Annotated in this window: 7 protein-coding genes; all 7 read left to right on the top strand. The window is 65.2% G+C overall.

Going from position 1 to position 6,827, the window contains the following annotated elements; genetic code table 11:
- Positions 1–612 (top strand): uroporphyrinogen-III C-methyltransferase (cobA, locus tag AAC023_RS12915; protein WP_339741608.1); only part of this gene is annotated, 612 nt, incomplete at its 5' end.
- Complete coding sequence (locus AAC023_RS12910; RefSeq protein WP_339741607.1) at positions 609–902, top strand: DUF2849 domain-containing protein; 294 nt, start codon at positions 609–611, stop codon at positions 900–902. The genes cobA and AAC023_RS12910, both read left to right, overlap by 4 nt.
- Positions 902–2,539, top strand: coding sequence for a nitrite/sulfite reductase (locus tag AAC023_RS12905; RefSeq protein ID WP_339741606.1), 1,638 nt, complete (start codon positions 902–904; stop codon positions 2,537–2,539). The genes AAC023_RS12910 and AAC023_RS12905 overlap by 1 nt, the downstream gene beginning before the upstream one ends.
- On the top strand, positions 2,526–3,647 hold the full coding sequence (locus AAC023_RS12900) for a phosphoadenylyl-sulfate reductase (RefSeq protein WP_339741605.1): 1,122 nt from the start codon (positions 2,526–2,528) through the stop codon (positions 3,645–3,647). The genes AAC023_RS12905 and AAC023_RS12900 overlap by 14 nt, the downstream gene beginning before the upstream one ends.
- Positions 3,648–3,649: 2 nt before the next feature.
- Entirely contained in the window at positions 3,650–4,672 is a 1,023-nt protein-coding gene (locus AAC023_RS12895; RefSeq protein WP_339741604.1) for a cysteine synthase A, read from the top strand.
- Positions 4,673–4,710: 38 nt separating this feature from the next.
- The gene (locus tag AAC023_RS12890; protein WP_339741603.1) at positions 4,711–5,553 is read left to right on the top strand and encodes a ferredoxin--NADP reductase; all 843 of its coding nucleotides are present in this window, start codon (positions 4,711–4,713) and stop codon (positions 5,551–5,553) included.
- A 179-nt stretch (positions 5,554–5,732) separates the two neighbouring features.
- Positions 5,733–6,671: a homoserine O-succinyltransferase gene (locus AAC023_RS12885; RefSeq protein ID WP_339741602.1), complete on the top strand. Its 939-nt coding sequence runs from the start codon at positions 5,733–5,735 to the stop codon at positions 6,669–6,671.
- Positions 6,672–6,827 lie beyond the last annotated feature (156 nt).

Here is a 6,827-nt window from a genome sequence, read left to right as displayed (position 1 = left end):
CGCCGCGACGCCATCCGCATCGATGTCGGCAAGACCAAGGGCCATCACCCCGTGCCGCAACAATCCATCGAAGCGATCCTGATCGAACAGGCGGCCAAGGGCCTGCGCGTGGTGCGCCTCAAGGGCGGCGATCCGTTCATTTTCGGGCGCGGCGGCGAAGAGCTGGAAGCCGTGCGTGCCGCCGGGATCGAGGTCCAGGTGACGCCGGGCATCACCGCCGCCATGGCCTGCGCCGCGTCGGCCGGCATCCCCCTGACCCATCGCGATCATGCCCAGTCGGTGACCTTCGCCTCCGGCGTCGTCAAACAGGACGGCCCCGACGCGGATTACCGCGCCCTCGCCGCGCCCAACAGCACGGCGGTCTTCTATATGGGCGTCGGCGCTGCCCCCGAGATCGAGCGCAAGATGCTCGCCCATGGCCGCGCGCCGCAAACCCCGATCGCCCTGATCGAGAACGGATCGAGCGATGCCGAGCGCCGCTTCACCGCAACGCTCGCCGATCTCGCCGGGCTGGTGGTGCGCGAAAAGATCAGTGGCCCGACCATCATCATTATCGGCGAGACGGCGGCATTCTCCGCCCGCCTGCCCCAGCGCCAGGAGCAATTCGCATGAAAGCCATCACCGCCAATCGCCTCACCGACGGCCGCGTCATCTACCGCACGGCACAGGGCCAATGGTCGACCCGGTTCGAGGACGCCCAGCCGCTCGGGGATGACGCGGCTGAAACCATGCTCGCCCTGGCCGGGCGCGAATCCGGCATCGCCGTCGGCCCCTATCTGATCGAGCTGGGCGACAAGGCCCCCGCCGGCCAGAAATGGCGCCGCGAGGGCATCCGCATCGACGGGCCGACATCCGGCACGACACGGCAGACGCCGGCAGCGCCAATTGAACGGGCCGCCTGATGTATCGCTATGATGAATACGACGCGACGCTGGTGCGCGAACGCATCGGCGAGTTTCGCGACCAGATCGCGCGCCGTCTTGATGGCCGCCTCAGCGAGGACGAGTTCAAGCCGCTGCGGCTGATGAATGGCGTCTATCTGCAGCTGCACGCCTATATGCTGCGCGTCGCCATTCCCTATGGCACGCTCAACAGCGCCCAGGTGCGCACGCTGGCCCGCATCGCCCGCCAATATGATCGTGGCTATGGCCATTTCACCACCCGCACCAATATCCAGTTCAACTGGCCCGCTTTGACCGATGTGCCGGCGATCCTGGAAGAGCTGGCCGATGTCGAGATGCACGCGATCCAGACCTCGGGCAATTGCATCCGCAACACCACGGCCGACCCGTATTCCGGCGCCGCCGCCGACGAGATCGAGGATGGACGCCCCTGGGCCGAGATCATCCGGCAATGGTCGAGCCTGCACCCGGAATTCACCTTCCTGCCGCGCAAGTTCAAGATCGCCGTCAATGGCGCCGCCGAGGATCGCGCCGGCCTGCGCGTGCACGATATCGGCCTGCAGATCGTGCGCAATGAAGCGGGGGAGACTGGTTTCGAAGTCTGGGTCGGTGGCGGCCAGGGCCGCACGCCGCGGCTGGCGGTCAGGACGCGCGACTTCCTCGAGCCGCGCGACCTCTTGAGCTATCTGACCGCCGTGCTGCGCGTCTATAATCAGCATGGCCGCCGCGACAATATGTACAAGGCGCGCATCAAGATCCTGGTCGAGGCGCTCGGGGCCGAGGCTTTCACCGCCGAGGTCGAGGAGGAATTCGACGCCATCCGCGGCGGCGAGCTGCAATTGCCCGCGGCAGAGATTGCCCGCATCCGCACCTTCTTCGATACGCCGAAGATCGACCATCCGGCGCCCCTGCCGGAGGCCGGCGAGCCGGGCTTTCGTCACTGGCTCAAGCGCAATCGCCGCGCCCACAAGGTCGACGGCCTGTCCAGCATTGTCATCTCGTTGAAACCGATTGGCGGCACGCCCGGCGATGCCACCGCCGAACAGCTCGACCTCCTGGCCGATCTGACCGAGCGTTACGGGCTCGACGAGATCCGCGTCACGCCGGAGCAAAATCTGCTGTTGCCGCATGTCCGCAATGAGGACCTGCACCCGCTCTGGCTGGCGCTGAAATCTGCCGGTCTGGCGACCCCCAATGCCGGGCTTGCGACCGATATCGTCTCCTGCCCGGGGATGGATTATTGCAGCCTCGCCACGGCGCGCTCCATCCCGATTGCCCAGGCGATCAGTCAGCGGCTCGAAGCCGCCGGGCTGAGCGAGGCGGCCGGGAATGTCACGATCAAGGTCGATGGCTGTATCAATGCCTGCGGCCATCACCATGTCGCCAATATCGGCGTGCTCGGCCTCGATAAGCGCGGTGAGGAATATTACCAGATCACGCTGGGCGGCGCCTTCGGCAAGGATGCGGCAATCGGCGGCATCGTCGGCAAGGGCCTGGCAGGCGACGATGTGCCCGCGGCCATTGCCCGCGTGCTGGAAACCTATCTCGAGCTTCGCACCGGCCATGAGACGTTCATCGACACGCTGCGCCGCACCGGTGCAGACGCGTTCAAGGAGGCCATCTATGTTGAGCAATGATCTCGCGAGCGAAACCGATCGCGGCGTCGAGGCCCGGCTGGCCTCGGGCGGCGGTGTGGTTGTGGAGCTTCCCGGCGATGCCGACTGGCGCGCGGTTGGCGAACAGATCCGCAGCGCCGTCCAGGTCGATATCCGCTTTGCCAGCTTCAAGGACGGTCGTGGCTTCACCCTGGCGACGCAATTGCGCACCCGCCTGCATTACCAGGGCCGTCTGCGCGCCACCGGCGATCTGATTCCGGACCAGGCCCGGTATCTCAAGCGCGTCGGCTTTGACGCCATCACCCCGGATCGCAGCGACCTTGCGGCCGACTGGGCCAAGGCCGGGCAACAGTTTTCGGTCGTCTACCAGCCAGCGAATGACGCCGTCGCCACCATCACAGACCTGCGCCATCGGGACGGTGATGAGCTGACGCGGCTCAATGCCCGCTATCGCCAGAGCGATGCGCTCGAAATTCTGCGCGATGCGATCGAGACGACCTGGCGCGGCCGGATTGCCCTGCTCTCCTCGTTTGGCACCGAAGCGGCGGTCAGCCTGCACCTGATTTCCCGGATCGACCCGGCAACCCCGGTCTTCTTTCTCGATACCGGACGGCATTTTGCCCAGACCGAACAATATCTGCGCACCATGACGGAGCGCCTGAAACTGACCGGTCTGCGCGTCCTGAAACCCGACACCGCCGAGGCCCGCGAAGAGGATGCTGACGGTTATCTGTGGCAACGCGATGCCGATGCCTGCTGCGCCTTGCGCAAGGTGCGCCCATTGGCGCGGGCGCTGGAGGGTTTCGACGCCCTGGTGACCGGACGTAAACGCTTCCATGGCGGTGCCCGTACCGAGCTGCCCGTGGTCGAGCGGGTCGCCGACGGGCTGCGGGTCAATCCGCTGGCCAATTGGTCAGCGGAGCAGATCCAGGCCTATTTCCAGACGCATGATTTGCCGCGTCACCCATTGGCCGATATGGGGTATAGCTCGATTGGATGCTGGACCTGCACGGCGCCGGCCTATGGCGGCGGCGGTCTGCGCGCCGGCCGCTGGCCCGGCCAGGACAAGACGGAATGCGGCATTCACGCACCGGCGCAAGGCGCTGCGGTTCGACCAGAAAGAGAATGACCATGGCCTATTCGCATATCCTCGACCTGATTGGCTCCACACCGCTGATCCGGCTGGACGGCCCATCGGACGCCACTGGCTGCGAGATTCTCGGCAAGGCCGAATTTCTCAATCCCGGCGGTTCGGTCAAGGACCGCGCCGCGCTCAATATCGTGCGTGAAGCGGAAGCCGACGGCACGCTGCGCCCCGGCGGCACGATTGTGGAAGGCACGGCCGGCAATACCGGGATCGGCCTGGCCCTGGTCGGCGGCGCGCTCGGCTATCCGGTGATCATCGTGATGCCGCGCACCCAGAGCGATGAGAAGAAACAGGCGATCCGCTCCTTCGGCGCGCGCCTGATCGAGGTCGATGCGGCGCCGTTTTCGAGCCCCAATCATTTCGTCCACTATTCCCGCCGCCTCGCCGAAGAGCTCAATGAAAGCCAGGCCGCCGGCGCGATCTGGGCCAATCAGTTCGACAATCTCGCCAATCGCCGCGCCCATGAGAAATCAACCGGCCCTGAAATCTGGAAACAGACCGGCGGCAAGATTGACGGCTTCATCTGCGCTGCCGGCACGGGCGGCACCCTGGCCGGCACCGCCGCCAGCCTGCGCATCTTCAAGCCGGAGATCGCGATCGGCGTCGCCGACCCGGCCGGTGCGGCACTCTACAGCTATTACACCCAGGGCGAGCTGCGCGGTGAGGGTTCCTCAATCACCGAAGGGATTGGCGTCAACCGCATTACCGGCAATCTGGAAGGCCTGACGGTCGACCATGCCTACCGGATCGAGGACGCGGAAATGCTGCCCATCCTGTATGATCTGGTGCGCCATGAGGGCCTGTCACTGGGCGGATCGGCCGGGGTGAATATCGCCGGCGCCATGCGGCTGGCGCGCGATCTCGGGCCGGGCAAGACCATCGTCACCATGCTGTGCGATGTCGGTGCGCGCTATGCCGGCAAGCTGTTCAATCCGGAATTCCTCGCCAGCCGGGGCTTGCCGATCCCGCCCTGGACCGATACCGAAGCCTCGCCTGCCACGGCCTGATGCCTGCACGCCCCCGACCTGAAATTGCGACAAAGACGATGACGATGACCGCTCCCGTGCCTGCCACACCCGTTTCCGTGAAGAATTCCGTTTCCGCCAAGCCCGGCCCCTTCACGGTCGAGACGGTGCTGGAGGTCAAGCATTTCACCGACCGGCTCTTCTCCTTCCGCATCACGCGCCCGGCGGCGTTCCGCTTCCGCTCCGGCGAATTCATCATGATCGGATTACCGAAGGAAGACGGCAAACCGCTGCTGCGCGCCTATTCCATCGCCAGCCCTTTCTGGGACGAGGCGCTCGATTTCTACTCGATCAAGGTCGCTGACGGGCCGCTGACCTCGCGCCTGCAGCACATCCAGCCCGGCGATGAAGTCCTGCTTGGCCGCAAGCCTACTGGAACCCTGGTGCTCGACGCGCTCAAGCCTGGCAAACGCCTCTACATGATCTCGACCGGCACCGGCATCGCCCCCTTCGCCAGCCTGATCCGCGATCCGGAGACCTATGAGAAGTTCGACGAGGTCATCCTGACCCATACCTGCCGTCAGAGCGCCGAGCTGACTTATGGCGAGGAGCTGGTAGCCGCCACCAAACAGGACGAGCTGATCGGCGAAATGGCCGCCGAGAAACTGGTCCACTTCACTTCGGTCACCCGCGATGACGGTCCGGTGAAGGGCCGCGTCACCGATATGATGAAATCCGGCGAGCTCTATACCCGCCTCGACGTGCCCGCCCTCGACCCGGCCGTCGACCGGGTGATGATCTGTGGCTCGGAAGGTCTGTTGAAAGACGTCAAACAGATCTGCCTCGATGCGAATTTCATCGAGGGCTCGAATGCGGCGCCGGCCGATTTCGTGATCGAAAAGGCCTTTGTCTCCACGGATTGACAACACATAAACATATCTTTATGTGTGAATTCGCGCCGATTTGATGTTCAGCTTGCGGGCGCGGAATAAATGCGGCTAAAGCGGATCGAATGGGCGTCGGGGGTTCTCCCCCCGGATCTTCCTCGCGCCCGTTCGACCCCAAATTCGGCGCCCGCTTTATTCCGCCAGCGGAATCCAGCATGCCGATCACTCTCGAACGTCCTGTCGATACGACAATCCACGATATCTCGGCCAATCTCTGCCGGGCCACAGGCGCACCGCTGCGTGTCCATGGCCGCCTGACCGGACCGGACGGCGCGCCCGTCTGCCTCGTGCTTGGCGGGATCTCCTCGGACCGTGCCGTGGCATCGAGCCGCAATGAGACCGGCTGGTGGCCGGCACAGGCCGGGCCCGGCCGCGCAATCGACACGGATCATTGGCGCATTCTGTCCTTCGATTTCCTCGCCGATGAAGTCAAACCCCTGCCAACGACCAGCGACCAGGCGCACGCGATTCTCGCCCTGGCCGATGCAGCCGGGATTGAAAGCTTCTCGATTGTCGGGGCCTCCTATGGCGGCATGATCGGGCTGGCGCTCGCCGTGCTGGCGCCGGACCGGGTCGAGAGATTGCTGGTGATCAGCGCGGCCCACCGCGCTTCGGCCCTGGCCCAGGCCTGGCGCTCAATCCAGCGCGACACCGTCGAACTGGCGCTGCAATACGGCGATGGCCGCGCCGGCCTCGATCTCGCCCGCCGCCTGGCCATGACCACTTACCGCACACCGATCGAGCTGGAATCGCGCTTCTACGACCCCGAACCCGACTGCCGCGATGCCAATGGCGTGGTCGCCTATCTGGAGGCGCGCGGACGTGAATTCGCGGCCCGTGTCGCACCGCAACGCTTTCTCGCCCTGTCGCGCTCGATGGATGAGCATTGTATCGATCCCGGCCGGCTGGAATGTCCGGTCACCTATCTCGCTGTGGTCGAAGACCAGCTCGTACCGCCCGAACAGATTGCCGAAGCGGCGCGGTCGACACCAATGGGGACGCTGAAACGCCTGCACTCGCTCTACGGGCATGACGCCTTCCTGAAGGAAGATGCAGCAATTTCGGCCGCCATCACCAGCTTCCTGGGAGGCTGACATGGCCCGCGACCCCCGTACTGCCGCCGTCCGCGCCGGCCTCAATACCGATACGAGCTGGAATGCGGTCATCCCGCCGATCTCGCTCTCGACCGCCTATCGCCGCGAGGACCCGGCGGTGCAGCCGGCCTTCGACTATGCCCGCACCGGCAATCC

The sequence above is a fragment of the uncultured Maricaulis sp. genome (assembly GCF_963976135.1).
Classification (GTDB): Bacteria; Pseudomonadota; Alphaproteobacteria; order Caulobacterales; family Maricaulaceae; genus Maricaulis.
The sequence above is the reverse complement of the archived record's forward strand: the minus strand, read 5'-3'. Positions and strand labels throughout refer to the sequence as shown.